At 61.7% G+C, this 15,998-nt stretch carries 14 protein-coding genes; 9 read left to right on the forward strand and 5 right to left on the reverse strand.

Annotated features, from left to right (window positions below; translation table 11 throughout):
• Positions 1–79: 79 nt before the first annotated feature.
• Entirely contained in the window at positions 80–793 is a 714-nt protein-coding gene (locus tag HX815_RS05000; RefSeq protein WP_003209547.1) for a tellurite resistance TerB family protein, read from the reverse strand.
• Between the two features lie 168 nt (positions 794–961).
• Between HX815_RS05000 and HX815_RS05005 the strand changes: the two genes are divergently transcribed.
• The 9 genes from HX815_RS05005 to HX815_RS05045 all read left to right on the forward strand — a co-directional run bounded on the left by HX815_RS05005 (position 962) and on the right by HX815_RS05045 (position 13,201).
• Complete coding sequence (locus HX815_RS05005; RefSeq protein ID WP_177027891.1) at positions 962–1,873, forward strand: LysR family transcriptional regulator; 912 nt, start codon at positions 962–964, stop codon at positions 1,871–1,873.
• Positions 1,874–2,006: 133 nt separating this feature from the next.
• The gene (locus HX815_RS05010) at positions 2,007–3,464 is read left to right on the forward strand and encodes a gamma-aminobutyraldehyde dehydrogenase (protein WP_177027892.1); all 1,458 of its coding nucleotides are present in this window, start codon (positions 2,007–2,009) and stop codon (positions 3,462–3,464) included.
• Positions 3,465–3,536: 72 nt separating this feature from the next.
• Entirely contained in the window at positions 3,537–4,688 is a 1,152-nt protein-coding gene (gene ydcS / locus HX815_RS05015; protein WP_003209550.1) for a putative ABC transporter substrate-binding protein YdcS, read from the forward strand.
• Between the two features lie 180 nt (positions 4,689–4,868).
• On the forward strand, positions 4,869–5,903 hold the full coding sequence (locus tag HX815_RS05020; protein ID WP_003209551.1) for an ABC transporter ATP-binding protein: 1,035 nt from the start codon (positions 4,869–4,871) through the stop codon (positions 5,901–5,903).
• A gap of 1 nt (position 5,904) precedes the next feature.
• Entirely contained in the window at positions 5,905–6,834 is a 930-nt protein-coding gene (locus HX815_RS05025) for an ABC transporter permease (RefSeq protein ID WP_003209552.1), read from the forward strand.
• Complete coding sequence (locus HX815_RS05030) at positions 6,824–7,633, forward strand: ABC transporter permease (protein ID WP_003209553.1); 810 nt, start codon at positions 6,824–6,826, stop codon at positions 7,631–7,633. Before HX815_RS05025 ends, HX815_RS05030 begins: the two co-directional genes overlap by 11 nt.
• A 116-nt stretch (positions 7,634–7,749) precedes the next feature.
• On the forward strand, positions 7,750–9,174 hold the full coding sequence (locus HX815_RS05035; RefSeq protein WP_003209554.1) for a gamma-aminobutyraldehyde dehydrogenase: 1,425 nt from the start codon (positions 7,750–7,752) through the stop codon (positions 9,172–9,174).
• 177 nt (positions 9,175–9,351) lie between these two features.
• Positions 9,352–11,214 carry an NAD(P)/FAD-dependent oxidoreductase gene (locus HX815_RS05040; RefSeq protein ID WP_177027893.1) on the forward strand — a complete coding sequence of 621 codons (1,863 nt, stop codon included), beginning with the start codon at positions 9,352–9,354 and terminating at the stop codon, positions 11,212–11,214.
• A 361-nt stretch (positions 11,215–11,575) separates the two neighbouring features.
• Complete coding sequence (locus tag HX815_RS05045; protein WP_177027894.1) at positions 11,576–13,201, forward strand: glucan biosynthesis protein D; 1,626 nt, start codon at positions 11,576–11,578, stop codon at positions 13,199–13,201.
• Positions 13,202–13,246: 45 nt separating this feature from the next.
• Here the strand turns inward: HX815_RS05045 and HX815_RS05050 are convergent, their stop codons facing one another.
• The 4 genes from HX815_RS05050 to HX815_RS05065 form a co-directional block, all read right to left on the reverse strand.
• Entirely contained in the window at positions 13,247–13,432 is a 186-nt protein-coding gene (locus tag HX815_RS05050) for a hypothetical protein (RefSeq protein ID WP_003209560.1), read from the reverse strand.
• Positions 13,433–13,629: 197 nt separating this feature from the next.
• Positions 13,630–14,166, reverse strand: coding sequence for a GNAT family N-acetyltransferase (locus HX815_RS05055; RefSeq protein WP_102368201.1), 537 nt, complete (start codon positions 14,164–14,166; stop codon positions 13,630–13,632).
• Positions 14,150–14,650 carry an ATP-binding protein gene (locus HX815_RS05060; protein WP_177027895.1) on the reverse strand — a complete coding sequence of 167 codons (501 nt, stop codon included), beginning with the start codon at positions 14,648–14,650 and terminating at the stop codon, positions 14,150–14,152. The genes HX815_RS05055 and HX815_RS05060 overlap by 17 nt, the downstream gene beginning before the upstream one ends.
• Before the next feature lie 192 nt (positions 14,651–14,842).
• Positions 14,843–15,949, reverse strand: a complete 1,107-nt coding sequence (locus tag HX815_RS05065) for an NADH:flavin oxidoreductase/NADH oxidase (RefSeq protein ID WP_177027896.1) — start codon at positions 15,947–15,949, stop codon at positions 14,843–14,845.
• Positions 15,950–15,998: the final 49 nt, after the last annotated feature.

Below are 15,998 nucleotides of genomic sequence, written 5' to 3' on the forward strand. Positions count from 1 at the left end.
AGAAAAGCGGCTCTGCTTTCGTTCTGGTCTTTGCTTTTACCATAAGTAGCCGTTACCGCAGAAACGGATATGTACACAATCAAACCACCTCAGCCTGCCGCACCTGCTTCTCCAGTTCAGCCTTCAACCCTGGCTCCAACTTAAGCTGCCGCGCCAACTCATCGAGGTAAGCCTTCTCCATGAAGTTCTCCTCATCCACCAACATCACACTGGCGATATACATCTCGGCGGCCAATTCCGGAGTACTGGCAGCCCGAGCCACATCTGCCGGATCCAGCGGCTTGTTCAGCTCGGCATGCAACCACTGCTGCAACTCACGATCGTTATCCAGCTTCACAAACTCCCCTTCGATCAACGCCCGCTCACGCTCATCCACATGCCCGTCAGCCTTGGCCGCAGCCACCAGCGCCTTCAAAATCCCCTGGCTGTGCTGCTCGACCTGGGCCGGTGGCAACCGATCAATGGTCTGCGGCTCCCCTTGAGGCGCACTGGCCTGCTGCGCCTGCCAATTACCGTAGGCCTTGTAGGCAATCACCCCCAAAGCAGCCAACCCGCCATAGGTCAGCGCCTTGCCGCCAAACTTGCGGGCTTTCTTGTTGCCCAGCAACAGACCCATGGCGCCGGCCGCGAGGGCCCCACCACCGGCACCGCCAAGCAAGCTACCCAACCCGCCGCCACCCAGCAGTCCGCCAAGGGCACCCTTGTCATCTGACTTGCGCTGCCCGCCAGCCTTGTTCTGCAACATGTCCTGGCCGGATTTGAGCAGTTGATCGAGCAATCCACGGGTATTCATTCACAACCTCCAGAAACTCAAGTTCACAGGACCAATAGGCCCCCAGCGTAAAACTAAGTGCCAAAAACCCCCGATCTAGAGTGCTTCCAGATGTAACGCGCTTACCCCTCAATTAAAACGATATACACTCGAACAAATCTATAAAAACACCCCACTGGTAATTCCAGCATGATGACCTTGCGTCAGATCCGTCACTTCATCGCCGTGGCCGAGACCGGCTCGATCTCCGCCGCCGCCCAGACCGCCTTCATCTCCCAGTCCACCCTGACCCTGGCGATCCAGCAACTGGAACAGGAAATCGGCGTCACCCTGTTCAACCGCCACGCCAAGGGCATGACCCTGACCCACCAGGGCCACCAGTTCCTGCGCCAGGCGCACCTCATCCTCGCCACCGTCGACAACGCCAAGCGCAGCCTGCAACAGAGCACCGACCAGGTGGCCGGGCAGTTGATCATCGGCGTAACCAGCCTGGTCGCCGGCTACTACCTGGCGGACTTGCTTACCCGCTTCCAGCGCGCCTACCCCAATGTCGAAATCCGCGTGATGGAGGACGAACGCCCCTACATCGAACACCTGCTGGTCAGCGGTGAAATCGACGTCGGCGTGCTGATCCTCTCCAACCTCGAAGACCGCCACGCCCTGCAAACCGAAGTGCTCACCCACTCGCCCCACCGTTTATGGCTGCCCGCCCAGCACCCGCTGCTGGAACACGACAGCATCAACCTGGCGGATGTGGCGCGCGAGCCGCTGATTCAGCTGAACGTCGACGAAATGGGCCACAACGCCCAACGCATGTGGACCGGCGCCGGGCTGCAACCCCGCGTCACCTTGCGCACCGCCTCGACGGAAGCCGTGCGAAGCCTGGTCGCCGCCGGCCTGGGCGTGTCGATCCAGCCGGACATGACCTACCGCCCCTGGTCCCTGGAAGGCGACATCATCGAGGCCCGGCCGATTGCCGACCTCAGCCAGACCCTCGACGTGGGCCTGGCCTGGCGCCGGGGCACGGCGCGCCCGGCGCTGGTGGACCCATTCCTGACGGTGGCCCGCGAACAGCCCCACCCACGCAAGCCATCTATTTAATCGAATGCTGCTTTCAGTATTTAGTATTTGTTGACCTCGCGCCTGACCTCTAGTCTCTGCTCATCCCATAAGAGAAGGTCAGGCGTCTCGCACGAGAACAGCCATGACCACACAAGAAAAGAGATCGCGAAAAATGTCTGGCGCGCCCACACCGCTGCTCACTGCGTTGCTGATCGACGGCGAACTGGTCCTGGGCCAGGGGTTTGTCGAGCCGATCATCAACCCGGCCACCGGTGAAATCCTCACCCATATCGCCGAAGCCAGTACCGAGCAGGTCGAAGCCGCAATCCTCGCCGCCCACCGGGCCTTTGCCGGTTGGTCGCGGACCACGCCCCAGCAGCGTTCGAACATCCTCCTGGGCATCGCCGAGACAATCGAAAAACAAGCCGACTACCTCGCCCGCCTGGAATCGCTGAATTGCGGCAAGCCGCTGCACCTGGCACGTCAGGACGATTTGAGCGCAACCGTCGATGTGTTCCGTTTCTTCGCTGGCGCCGTGCGCTGCCAGACCGGGCAACTGAGCGGTGAATACCTGCCGGGCTACACCAGCATGGTGCGTCGCGATCCGATTGGCGTGGTGGCCTCCATTGCGCCGTGGAATTACCCGCTGATGATGGCCGCCTGGAAAATCGCCCCGGCCCTGGCGGCCGGTAATACCCTGGTGTTCAAGCCGTCGGAACATACCCCGCTGTCGATCCTGGCTCTGGCGCCCGTACTGAGCCAGTTGTTGCCGCGCGGGGTGATCAACATCCTGTGTGGCGGCGGCGAAGGGGTCGGCAGCCATTTGGTCAGCCACCCGAAGGTGCGCATGGTCTCGTTGACCGGCGATATCGTCACCGGGCAGAAGATCCTCCAGGCCGCCTCCAAGACACTCAAGCGCACGCACCTGGAGCTGGGCGGCAAGGCACCGGTGATCGTGTGCAACGACGCCGACCTGCAAGCCGTGGTCGAAGGCGTGCGCGCCTACGGTTACTACAACGCCGGCCAGGACTGCACCGCCGCGTGCCGCATCTACGCCCAGGCCGGCATCCACGACAAATTGGTGGCCGAGCTCGGCGCCGCCGTCAGCAGCCTGCGGTTTGCCGGCAAGCGCGATGCCGACAACGAACTCGGCCCGCTGATCAGCACCCGCCAGCGCGACCGCGTCGCCAGTTTTGTCGAACGCGCCCTCGGCCAGCCGCATATCGAACGCATCACCGGCGCCGCCGTGCATTCCGGTGCTGGCTTCTTCTACCAGCCAACCTTGCTGGCCGGTTGTAAACAGAATGATGAAATCGTGCAGCGCGAAGTGTTCGGCCCGGTGGTCACCGTGACCCGCTTCGACGAGCTGGAACAGGCGGTGGACTGGGCCAACGACTCGGAATACGGCCTGGCCTCCTCCGTGTGGACCCAGAATCTGGACAAGGCGATGCAAGTGGCGTCGCGCCTGCAATACGGCTGCACCTGGATCAACAGTCATTTCATGCTGGTCAGCGAAATGCCCCACGGCGGCTTGAAGCGCTCGGGGTATGGCAAAGATCTGTCCAGCGATTCGCTACAGGACTACAGCGTGGTGCGGCACATCATGGCGCGCCACGGCCAACATCTTTAAAACAACAACTACGCTCACGCACCACCTGCTGCAAAAACTGCCCCGACCATAATTAAAGAAGAGGGAACCCCCATGTCTGCGCACAAGACCGCACTGCTCAGTGCCCTGACCACCGCGCTGCTGGCCAGTGTCAGCATCCAGGCCGCCGAACCGCTGAAGGCGGTGGGTGCCGGTGAAGGCCAGTTGGATATCGTCGCCTGGCCCGGCTATATCGAACGTGGCGAAAGCGACAAGAACTACGACTGGGTCACCGGTTTCGAGAAAGAGACCGGCTGCAAGGTCAACGTCAAGACCGCCGCCACCTCCGACGAGATGGTGAGCTTGATGGCCAAGGGCGGCTACGACCTGGTCACCGCGTCGGGCGATGCCTCGCTGCGGTTGATCGTCGGCAAGCGCGTACAGCCGATCAACACCTCGCTGATTCCCAACTGGAAGAACATCGACCCACGCCTGAAAGATGCGCCGTGGTACGTGGTCGGCCAGCAAACGTACGGCACGCCGTACCAGTGGGGCCCGAACGTGTTGATGTACAACACCAACGTGTTCAAGACCGCGCCCACCAGCTGGAACGTAGTGTTCGATGCGCAGAACCTGCCGGACGGCAAGCCGAACAAAGGCCGCGTGCAGGCCTATGACGGCCCGATCTACATCGCCGATGCGGCGCTGTACCTCAAGGCCACCAAGCCGGAACTGGGCATCCAGAGCCCGTACGAGCTGACCGAAACCCAGTACAAGGCCGTGCTCGACCTGTTGCGCGCCCAGCAGCCGTTGATCCACCGCTACTGGCATGACACCACCGTGCAAATGAGCGACTTCAAGAACGAAGGCGTGGTGGCCTCCAGCGCATGGCCGTATCAGGTCAACGGCCTGGTGAACGAGAAGCAGCCGATTGCCTCGACCATTCCGAAGGAAGGCGCCACCGGCTGGGCGGATACCACCATGCTGCACACCGATGCCAAGCACCCGAACTGCGCCTACAAGTGGATGGACTGGTCGCTGCAGCCGAAGGTCCAGGGTGATGTGGCCTCGTGGTTCGGTTCGTTGCCGGCGGTTCCCGCGGCGTGCAAGGAAAGCGAACTGCTGGGCGCCGAGGGTTGCAAGACCAACGGTTTCGACCAGTTCGAGAAGATCGCCTTCTGGAAAACCCCGCAGGCTGAAGGCGGCAAGTTCGTGCCATACAGCCGCTGGACCCAGGATTACATCGCGATCATGGGCGGGCGCTAAGCACTCCCTAGTTGATCGTTCCCACGCTCCGCGTGGGAATGCCTCCTGTGACGCTCCGCGTCACGACTTTAAGGGCGGACGCGGAGCGTCCAGCGCTGCATTCCCACGCAGAGCGTGGGAACGATCACCTCTACCTCCGATTTAATTTTTACAAGACGCGCCTTTTTGGAGCACCGCACCATGACGCTTGCAGTCCAATTCACCCACGTTTCCCGTCAGTTCGGCGAAGTGAAAGCCGTTGACCGGGTTTCCATCGATATCCAGGACGGCGAGTTCTTTTCCATGCTCGGCCCTTCCGGCTCGGGCAAAACCACGTGCCTGCGCCTGATCGCCGGGTTCGAGCAACCCAGTGCCGGCTCCATCCGCATCCACGGTGAGGAAGCCGCCGGCTTGCCGCCGTATCAGCGCGACGTGAACACTGTGTTCCAGGATTACGCGCTGTTCCCCCACATGAACGTGCGGGACAACGTGGCCTACGGCCTGAAAGTCAAAGGCGTAGGCAAGACCGAACGCCTCAACCGCGCCGAAGAAGCGCTCGGCATGGTCGCCCTCGGCGGTTACGGCGACCGCAAGCCGGTGCAACTCTCCGGCGGCCAGCGTCAACGTGTGGCCCTGGCCCGCGCACTGGTCAATCGTCCGCGCGTATTGCTGCTGGATGAGCCCCTCGGCGCTCTCGACCTGAAGCTGCGCGAACAGATGCAAAGCGAGCTGAAGAAACTGCAACGCCAACTTGGCATCACCTTCATCTTCGTCACCCACGACCAGACCGAAGCACTGTCGATGTCCGACCGTGTGGCCGTATTCAACAAGGGCCGCATCGAACAGGTCGACACCCCGCGCAACCTGTACATGAAGCCCGCCACCACCTTCGTCGCGGAATTCGTCGGCACCTCCAACGTGATTCGCGGCGAATTGGCGCAACGCTTGAGCGGTAACCCGCAGCCGTTCTCGATCCGCCCGGAACACGTGCGTTTCGCCGAAGGCCCGCTGGGCAGCGGCGAGGTGGAAGTCAGCGGCCTTCTGCATGACATCCAGTACCAGGGCAGCGCCACCCGCTACGAACTGAAACTGGAAAACGGCCAGGCCCTGAACATCAGCCAGGCCAACAACCAATGGCTGGACACCACCGCCGGGCATCAAGTCGGCCAGTCCATCACCGCGCGCTGGGCGCGGGAAGCCATGACGCCGTTGACCGACATCGCAGGCGAGGTGTGACATGAGCCTGGCCCTGTCCCAACCCCCGATGCGCAGGTTTTCCAACCTGCTGTACAAGAAGCCCAACCTGTACCTGTCGCTGCTGCTGGTGCCGCCGTTGATCTGGTTCGGCGCGATCTACCTGGGTTCGCTGCTGACCTTGCTGTGGCAAGGCTTCTATACGTTCGATGACTTCACCATGGCGGTCACCCCGGACCTGACCCTGGCCAACTTCGCCGCGCTGTTCCAGCCGTCGAACTTCGACATCATCGTGCGCACCTTGAGCATGGCGGTGGTGGTGTCCATCGCCAGTGCCATCGTCGCGTTCCCGATCGCCTACTACATGGCGCGCTACACCACCGGCAAGACCAAGGCGTTTTTCTACATCGCGGTGATGATGCCGATGTGGGCCAGCTACATCGTCAAGGCCTACGCCTGGACCCTGCTGCTGGCCAAGGGCGGCGTGGCGCAGTGGTTCGTGCAGCACCTGGGCCTGGAGCCGGCGCTGCAATTCATCATGGGCATTCCCGGCGTGGGCGGCAGCACCTTGAGCACCTCGCACCTGGGGCGGTTCATGGTGTTTGTGTACATCTGGCTGCCGTTCATGATTCTGCCGATCCAGGCCTCGCTGGAGCGTTTGCCGCCATCGTTGCTGCAGGCCTCGGCAGACCTCGGCGCCAAGCCGCGCCAGACCTTCATGCAGGTGATTCTGCCGCTGTCGGTGCCGGGGATTGCGGCGGGTTCGATCTTTACGTTCTCGCTGACCCTGGGCGACTTCATCGTGCCGCAACTGGTGGGCCCGCCGGGTTACTTCGTCGGCGGCATGGTATACGCGCAACAAGGCGCTATCGGCAACATGCCCATGGCCGCGGCGTTCACCCTGGTGCCGATCGTGCTGATCGCGGTTTACCTGTCCATCGTCAAACGTCTGGGGGCCTTCGATGCACTCTGAAAAAGCCTCACTCAGTCTAAAAATCGCGGCCTGGGGCGGGTTGGTTTTCCTGCACTTCCCGATCCTGATCATCTTCCTCTACGCCTTCAACACCGAAGAGGCGGCGTTCAGCTTTCCACCCCAGGGCTTCACCCTGAAGTGGTTCAGCGTGGCCTTCTCGCGGCCGGACGTATTGGAAGCGATCAAGCTGTCGCTGCAAATCGCGGCCATCGCCACGCTGATTGCGATGGTGCTCGGCACCCTGGCCTCGGCGGCGTTGTATCGCCGGGAGTTCTTCGGCAAGCAAGGCATCTCGCTGATGCTGATCCTGCCGATTGCACTGCCGGGGATCATCACCGGTATCGCGTTGCTGGCGACCTTCAAGACCCTGGGGATTGAGCCGGGGATGTTCACCATCATCGTCGGCCACGCGACCTTCTGCGTGGTGATCGTCTACAACAACGTGATCGCCCGTTTGCGCCGCACTTCCCACAGCCTGATCGAAGCCTCGATGGACCTCGGCGCCGACGGCTGGCAGACCTTCCGCTACATCATCATGCCCAACCTCGGCTCGGCGTTGCTGGCCGGCGGCATGCTGGCGTTCGCGCTGTCGTTCGACGAAATCATCGTCACCACCTTCACCGCCGGCCACGAGCGCACCTTGCCGCTGTGGCTGCTCAACCAGTTGAGCCGGCCACGGGATGTGCCGGTGACCAACGTGGTGGCGATGCTGGTGATGATCGTGACGATGTTCCCGATCCTGGGTGCCTATTACCTGACCCGCGGCGGCGAAAGCGTGGCCGGTAGTGGCGGTAAATAACTGACAACACATTGCCACTGAAGGAATGAGATTCAAATGTGGGAGCGGGCTTGCTCGCTCCCATACTTGAACCGGTTTCGGCAGGGGAAACGATGCAGCTTTAAGAGGACTGAACCATGCAAACCAAACTGCTGATCAACGGCCATCTGGTCGAAGGCGAAGGCCCGGCGCAGCCGGTGTTCAACCCGGCGTTGGGTCGGGTACTGGTGGAAATCAAGGAAGCCAGCGAAGCCCAGGTCGACGCCGCGGTGCGTGCTGCCGACAGCGCTTTTGAAGGCTGGTCGCAAACGCCACCGAAGGATCGCTCGCTGCTGCTGCTCAAACTCGCCGACGCCATCGAAGCCCACGGCGCAGAGCTGGCCAAGCTTGAGTCGGACAACTGCGGCAAACCCTACAGCGCGGCGCTGAACGACGAGATCCCGGCGGTGGCCGATGTGTTCCGCTTCTTCGCCGGCGCCAGCCGCTGCATGAGCGGTTCGGCCGGCGGCGAGTACCTGCCGGGCCACACCTCGATGATCCGCCGTGACCCGGTGGGCGTAATTGCCTCCATCGCGCCGTGGAACTACCCGCTGATGATGGTCGCCTGGAAAATCGCCCCGGCCCTGGCCGCCGGTAATACCGTGGTGCTCAAGCCTTCGGAACAAACCCCGCTGACCGCGCTGCGCCTGGTGGAACTGGCCGCTGAAATTTTCCCGGCCGGTGTACTCAACCTGGTGTTTGGCCGTGGGCCAACCGTGGGCAGCCCGCTGGTGAATCACCCGAAAGTGCGCATGGTGTCGCTGACCGGTTCGATTGCCACCGGGGCCAATATCATTTCCAGCACTGCCGACAGCGTCAAACGCATGCACATGGAACTGGGCGGCAAGGCGCCGGTGATCATCTTCAACGACGCCGATATCGACGCGGCGGTGGAAGGCATTCGCACCTTCGGCTTCTACAACGCCGGGCAGGATTGCACCGCTGCGTGCCGGATTTATGCACAGGCCGATATCTACGACGCGTTCGTCGAAAAGCTCGGCGCGGCGGTTGCCAGCATCAAATACGGTTTGCAGGATGACCCGGCCACCGAGCTGGGCCCGCTGATCACCGCACAGCACCGTGACCGTGTGGCCGGGTTTGTGGAGCGTGCCGTGGCGCAATCTCATATCCGCCTGATCACGGGTGGCAAGGCGGTGGAAGGCAACGGGTTCTTCTTCGAACCGACGGTGTTGGCCGACGCGCAGCAGGACGATGAAATCGTGCGCCGCGAAGTGTTCGGGCCAGTAGTGTCGGTAACCAAATTCAACGACGAGGCCCAGGTATTGGCCTGGGCCAACGATTCGGACTACGGCCTGGCCTCTTCCGTGTGGACCGCCGATGTCGGCCGCGCCCATCGCCTGGCTGCACGGTTGCAGTACGGCTGCACCTGGGTGAACACCCACTTCATGCTGGTCAGCGAAATGCCCCACGGCGGTCAGAAACTGTCCGGCTACGGCAAGGACATGTCCATGTACGGCCTGGAGGACTACACCACCGTTCGCCATGTGATGTTCAAGCACTGACCCCTTACCCCTGTCGAAGCGAGCTCACTGTGGCGAGGGAGCTTGCTCCCGCTGGGCTGCGTAGCGGCCCCAAAATCCTGGGAGCGCTTCGCACTCCAGCGGGAGCAAGCTCCCTCGCCACAACGGCCCGCTCCCACAGGGGCTCTCCTAATAACAATAAATAATTCGCAGGTTCCCATGGACATCACCCGCCGCGACTTCCTCAACGGCGTCGCTATCACGATTGCCGCCGGTATGACCCCGCTGCAAATCCTCCAGGCCGCTCCCGATGGCCGCTACTACCCGCCCGCCCTCACCGGCTTGCGCGGCAGCCATGTCGGCTCATTCGAAGTTGCCCACCAGATGGGCTGGGAAAAGAAGGCCTTCGACACCGATAAACTGCCGATCACCGAAGACTACGACCTGGTGGTGGTCGGCGGTGGCTTGAGCGGTTTGTCGGCGGCGTGGTTCTACCGTGAGAAGCACCCGAAGGCGAAGATCCTGATCCTGGAGAACCACGACGACTTCGGCGGCCATGCCAAGCGCAATGAGTTCCAGGCCGGTGGCCGGCTGATCATCGGCTACGGCGGCAGCGAAGCGTTCCAGTCACCGAATCATCTTTACAGCAAGGAAGTAAACGGGCTGTTGAAAAAACTCGGGGTAAACATCAAGCGCTTCGAGACCGCCTTCGACCGCCAGTTCTACCCGGGCATGGGTTTGTCCCGTGGGGTGTTCTTCGACAAGGAAAACTTTGGCGAAGACAAACTGGTGACCGGCGACCCGACGCCGATGGTCGCCGACGACATCGCCCCGGACCAGTTGCATGCGCGCTCCATCAGCGACTTCATCAATGATTTCCCGCTGCCGGAAACCGACCGTCAGGCGCTGATTGCCTTGCACGTCGCGCCCAAGGATTACCTGCCGGGCAAGACTGCCGAGGAAAAGGCCGAGTACCTCGCGGCCACCAGCTACCGCGATTTCCTGCTCAAGAACGTAGGACTCTCGGAAGGCGCGGTGAAGTACTTCCAAAGCCGCACCAACGACTTCATGGCCTTGAGTATCGACGCGGTGGCGTCGGCTGATGCCTATAGCGTGGGTTTCCCTGGCTTCGGCGGAATGAACCTGGCACCGATCAGCGAAGAAGCCGCCGCAGAAATGGAAGAACCCTACATCTACCATTTCCCCGACGGCAACGCCTCGCTGGCACGCTTGCTGGTGCGCAGCCTGATTCCGGCAGTGGCACCGGGGCACACCATGGATGACATCGTGCTGGCGCCGTTTGACTACGCCAGGCTTGATCAGCCCAGGACGCCGGTGCGGGTGCGTTTGAACAGCACTGCGGTCAGTGTGCGTAACGTCGGTGACGGTGTGCACATCGGCTACAGCCGTGGCGGCCAACTCGCACAGGTACGCGGCAAACGCTGCATCCTGGCCTGCTACAACATGATGATCCCGTACCTGCTGCGCGATCTGCCGGCAGAACAAGCCCAGGCCCTGAGCCAGAACGTGAAGTACCCGCTGGTCTACACCAAAGTGGTGGTGCGCAACTGGACCTCGTTCCAGAAGCTGGGGGTGCACGAGATTTATGCAGCGACCCAGCCTTACAGTCGGATCAAGCTGGATTACCCGGTGAGCATGGGCGGCTACGAGCACCCGCGCGACCCGACGCAGCCGATTGGTTTGCACATGGTGTACGTGCCCACCAGCCCCAACAGCGGCATGAACGGCCGCGACCAGGCCCGCGCCGGGCGGGGCAAGTTGTATGGGCAGACATTTGAACAACTGGAAGCGCAACTGCGGGATCAGCTGCAGCGCATGCTCGGCCCGGGCGGTTTCAACCACCAGACCGACATTCTGGCGATCACTGTCAACCGTTGGTCACACGGCTATGCGACCTTCTCCAACAGCTTGTTTGACGATGCCGATGAAAGCGAAAAACTGAAGGACCTGGCGCGCCAGCCGGTGGGACATGTGAGCATCGCCAACTCGGATGCCGCGTGGAGCGCGTATGCCCATGCGGCGATTGATGAGGCATATCGAGCGGTAGGCGAAGTGGGCTGATCCCGGCATTCCTGAAGGAAGAGATTATTGTGGCGAGGGAGCTTGCTCCCGCTGGGCTGCGCAGCAGCCCCAAACCAGGCGATCGAGATATCCCTGAAGGATCTCCATCGCCTGAGCTGGGGTCGCTTCGCGCCCCAACGGGAGCAAGCTCCCTCACCACACGGTTTCCACAGAAACGTCTTGTTTCATATGCAGCGCCATCAACCCGCCATCAATCATTTTTCCTTGCGCACCGAACCGCTTAAGCTATTTGGTATCTGTTTAATGTCCGTTGCGTTTGGCCGAAGGCATGTCCGAACCGTTTTCCTTGATCCAGCACGTGCCAGGAACGGCGCGGGATTGTTCACGACAGGTTGTATTTATGCACCGCAGGAATTTGCTCAAAGCGTCCATGGCCATCGCGGCTTACACCGGTCTGTCGGCCAGTGGCCTGCTGGCCGCCCAGGCCTGGGCGGGCAACCGCGCCGCTGATGGCGAGGCCCAGTCCTTCGATTTCGAGGCCCTGAAGATCCAGGCCAAGCAGTTGGCAAGCAATCGCTACCAGGACACCAAGCAGGTATTGCCGCCGACCCTGGCGACCATGACCCCGCAGAATTTCAACGCCATCGGCTACGACGGCAAGCATTCGCTGTGGAAAGAATTGAACGGCCAACTGGACGTGCAGTTCTTCCACGTCGGCATGGGCTTCAAGACGCCGGTGCGCATGTACAGCGTCGACCCGAAAACCCGCCAGGCCCGCGAGGTGCACTTCCGCCCTTCGCTGTTCAACTATGAAAAAACCACGGTAGACACCAAGCAGTTGACCGGCGACCTGGGTTTCTCCGGCTTCAAGCTGTTCAAGGCCCCGGAACTGGACCGCCACGACGTGCTGTCCTTCCTCGGCGCCAGCTACTTCCGTGCGGTTGATTCCACCGGCCAGTACGGCCTTTCCGCACGCGGCCTGGCCATCGACACCTACGCGAAAAAGCGCGAGGAATTCCCGGACTTCACCAAGTTCTGGTTCGAAACCCCGAACAAGGACAGCACCCGCTTCGTGGTCTACGCCCTGCTGGATTCGCCGAGCGCCACTGGTGCCTATCGCTTCGATATCGACTGCCAGGCCAACCAGGTGGTAATGGCCATCGACGCCCATATCAATGCGCGTACCGCCATCGAGCAACTGGGCATCGCACCGATGACCAGCATGTTCAGCTGCGGCACCGTTGAGCGGCGGATGTGCGACACCATTCACCCGCAAATCCACGACTCGGATCGCCTGGCCATGTGGCGCGGCAATGGCGAGTGGATCTGCCGCCCGCTGAACAACCCGGCTACCCTGCAATTCAACGCGTTTGCCGACACCGACCCGAAAGGCTTCGGCCTGGTGCAGACCGATCATGAGTTCGCCAGCTATCAGGACACGGTGGACTGGTACAGCAAACGCCCAAGCCTGTGGGTAGAACCTACTACTGCGTGGGGCGAAGGCTCTATCGATCTGCTGGAAATTCCTACAACCGGCGAGACCCTGGACAACATCGTGGCCTTCTGGACCCCGAAGAAGCCCGTCGCTGCCGGCGAATCCCTGAACTACGGCTACAAGCTCTACTGGAGCGCCCTGCCGCCGGTCAGCACGCCACTGGCGCAGGTCAATGCCACCCGTTCGGGCATGGGCGGTTTCACCGAAGGTTGGGCACCGGGCGAGCACTACCCCGAAGTCTGGGCGCGGCGTTTTGCCGTGGACTTCAACGGCGGCGGGCTGGATCGTTTGCCTGAAGGCACCGGGATCGAGCCGGTGGTGACCTGCTCCCATGGTGAGGTCAAAGACTTCAGCGTGTTGGTACTGGATGCCATCAAGGGCTATCGAATTCTGTTTGACTGGTACCCGACCAGCGACAGCGTCGAGCCGGTTGAACTGCGGCTGTTCATCCGCACCCAGGACCGCACCTTGAGCGAAACCTGGCTGTACCAATACTTCCCACCTGCACCAGACAAGCGCAAGTACACCTGATACCGAACGTTCCCACGCTCGCGTGGGAACGCCCCTTCGGGATCTTCAGAACCGCGAAATACTCTTCATCGCCCCAATCAAGTACCGCATCGCCACCTGATCACTCTCGGTCAGGGCGCGGTACTGTTCCAGCAATTGCTCTTCGTCCGAACTCAGGCGTCGGCTGCGCAGCGACATCCTGCGGGCCAGAAAAGACGACAACACCCCCGCTACACCATAAGACTTGGCCATGGACTGTCTCCTCGTATCAATCAACTGCTCCTGGTTGCCCATAACCCCATCCCGCGATGCGACCTGCGAGGATCAACAAGCTGATTTCCTGGGCCAGAAATCATGCTTACCTTAAGCGTAGAAACTATCTTGCCGGGCGTGGGACTTTTTTAGAGTAATCACTTAAAAAAACGCTTGCAGGGCAATGACCTACAGCGTTATCCCACAAGCGGCCGGTACAGGTGGATGTCGTGCGGCTCCTGTTGAAACAGCTCGGGATCCGGCTGCTTGAGCAACCGGCAGCCGAGCCGCAGATAGAACTCCACCGTATTGCGCGATTCCGTGGCCGATACGTACAACGCCTCGGCCCCGGCTGCGCGGGCGTGTTCACAGGCCAGGGCAAACAGCTGGCCACCCAGGCCCAGGCCACGGGCCCCATGGCTCACATGCAGGAATTTGAGCTGGCGCATACGCAGGCCCTGGTTGAGGATAACCCGGTTGTCCAGCACCACGGCCGCCAGCAGCTTCTCATCGTCAAACACTCCGTGCAGCCACCCTCCGCGCTTCAGGCACGCCTGCAAGGCCACGGCATCCTGCTCGGCTTCGCCTTCGGGCCAGCCGCGCATGTCGTGGTGCTCGGGGTACAGCAGCAACTCCCCGTGCTCCACGCGATAGCACGCCTCGATCCGTTCGGTACGGTCAATCAGCGCCAGCAACGGCAGGTCCTTTTCGGTCAGGTCACGCTTGATCAACATGCTGTGCTTCCAAGGGTTGATGGTGAACAAGGTTGAAGCCTTCCGCAGGTGTCGGTGCTTCGAAATAGCCGGTGATCAAGTCGAACTGGGCGTCACTGGTTTCGAACGCGTGGGTACCCTCCGCGTTGCGCGCACGCAGGCGTGCCTTGCAGACCTCGTCCGGCACATCCAGGTAGTGCAATTGATGGTCAGCGCCTGCGCCTTCGAACAGTGAGCGCATCCAGCGGCGACTGGCCAACGTGTTCGCCGGGAAATCCAGCACCACCGACAGGCCGGCCCCGAGCAACGCGATGATATGCGCCGTCAACGCATCACGCAGGTGGCCGGTGCAGCGCACGTAGTCGCCCAGGGCGTGAATTTGTCCGGGATAGAGGTGTGACAGCCACTCATCCTCACTGATCAGGATCGCCTGGGAGCCCTGCGACAACTGTTGGGTCAGGGTCGATTTACCGGCTGCGATTTTGCCGCAGATCAGGTGCAACATGAGCTTCTCCTTGTGTCGCAGGGCTTGGCCGGTGATCGGCGGGCAATAAAAAACCCGCCGGATCAAGGGCGGGTTTTTCATGCTTTTCCAGCACGCGTCAGCCCACCCTCTCCTGGAGGGTGGGAATAATCGAGGCGTTCAGTAATAGAGTCATAGTTTCGACATTAGCTTCAGGCGTTTTCCTACGCAAGGTTAATCCCGCAAGTCCGACTCATGAATCGGCTGGTCGCGATGCGTAGCCCGCTGATACTGCGCCGGCCAGGTCGCTTTGCGCCCGCCCAGGTCATCGTCGGCATGCAGTGGCCAGTACGGGTCACGCAACAGTTCACGGGCGAGGAAAATGATATCGGCCTGACAGGTACGCAAGATGTGCTCGGCCTGGGCGGGCTCGGTAATCATGCCCACGGTGCCGGTGGCGATTCCCGACTCTTTGCGCACACGCTCGGCAAAGCGGGTCTGGTAGCCGGGCCCGGTAGGAATTTCCGCATTGGCCGCGGTGCCACCCGAGGAGACGTCGATCAGGTCGACGCCCAGGTCTTTCAGGCGGCGCGCCAGTTCGACGGTTTCATCCGGGTTCCAGCCGTCCTCGACCCAATCGGTGGCCGAGACCCGTACAAACAGCGGCAGCTCTTGCGGCCAGGCCTCACGCACCGCCGTGGTCACTTGCAGCACCAGGCGGATGCGGTTTTCGAACGAGCCGCCGTACTGGTCCTGGCGCTGGTTGCTCAGGGGCGAAAGAAATTGATGCAACAGGTAGCCATGGGCGGCATGGATTTCCGCCACTTTGAAACCGGCGGTCAACGCGCGCTTGGCGGCAGCGACGAAGTCAGCGATCACTTGCTGGATCTGCCCTTCATCGAGTTGCTTGGGGGAAGTGTGCTGCGGATCGAAGGCAATCGGCGAGGGGCCCACCGGCACCCAGCCGCCATCTTCCGGCTTGACGCTGCCGTGCTTGCCGATCCATGGCCGGTGCGTGCTGGCTTTGCGCCCGGCGTGGGCCAGTTGAATGCCCGCCACCGCGCCATGGGCATTGATAAAGCGCGTGATGCGTTGCAGCGGTTCGATCTGTTCGTCGTTCCACAGGCCCAGGTCCTGGGCGGTGATGCGGCCATCGGCAGTCACGGCGGTGGCTTCGGTAAAGATCAGCCCGGCGCCACCGACGGCACGGCTGCCGAGGTGCACCAGGTGCCAGTCATTGGCCAGGCCATCGACGCTGGAATACTGGCACATCGGCGAAACGGCGATGCGGTTGAGCAGGGTCAGTTGGCGCAGGGTATAGGGTTCAAGCAGCAGACTCATGGGGCACCTCTTTTATGCAGTGGGCAGGCTCCAGGGTTCTGTTTGAAAG

Source organism: Pseudomonas sp. E6002 (assembly GCF_013385565.1).
Lineage (GTDB): Bacteria > Pseudomonadota > Gammaproteobacteria > Pseudomonadales > Pseudomonadaceae > Aquipseudomonas.